We start from the raw sequence: 256 nt of genomic DNA, 5'->3' as shown, positions 1-256 counted from the left end.
CACCCTGCTGATCACGAGTTCGACGCCGACAATCGCCCTTAGCTGCCCGGCGATGAACCGTTCGGGTGCTTCGTCCACAGTCCAAGGGTGCTGCATCTGCGCTTCGTGTTTGTCGGTCAAGCGCCGCACATGCCGGGCGAGCCAGTCGACGTCGTCGTGTATCACGAGCTCGCCGTAGACGTGCGCGGTGGAGTAATTCCACGTTGGCACCACGCGGCCATGCTCAGCTTTGGAGGCATACCAAGATGGCGAAATG

1 protein-coding gene is annotated in these 256 nt (G+C 61.3%); it reads right to left on the bottom strand.

The annotated features are described in order from the left end of the window. The coding region (locus SB764_RS42295; protein ID WP_410867077.1) for an FMN-binding negative transcriptional regulator at positions 1-256 on the bottom strand (256 nt) is incomplete at both ends.

The sequence above is a fragment of the Paraburkholderia sp. SIMBA_027 genome, assembly GCF_046535315.1.
GTDB classification, from domain to species: Bacteria; Pseudomonadota; Gammaproteobacteria; order Burkholderiales; family Burkholderiaceae; genus Paraburkholderia; species Paraburkholderia tropica.
The sequence above is the reverse complement of the archived record's forward strand: the minus strand, read 5'-3'. Positions and strand labels throughout refer to the sequence as shown.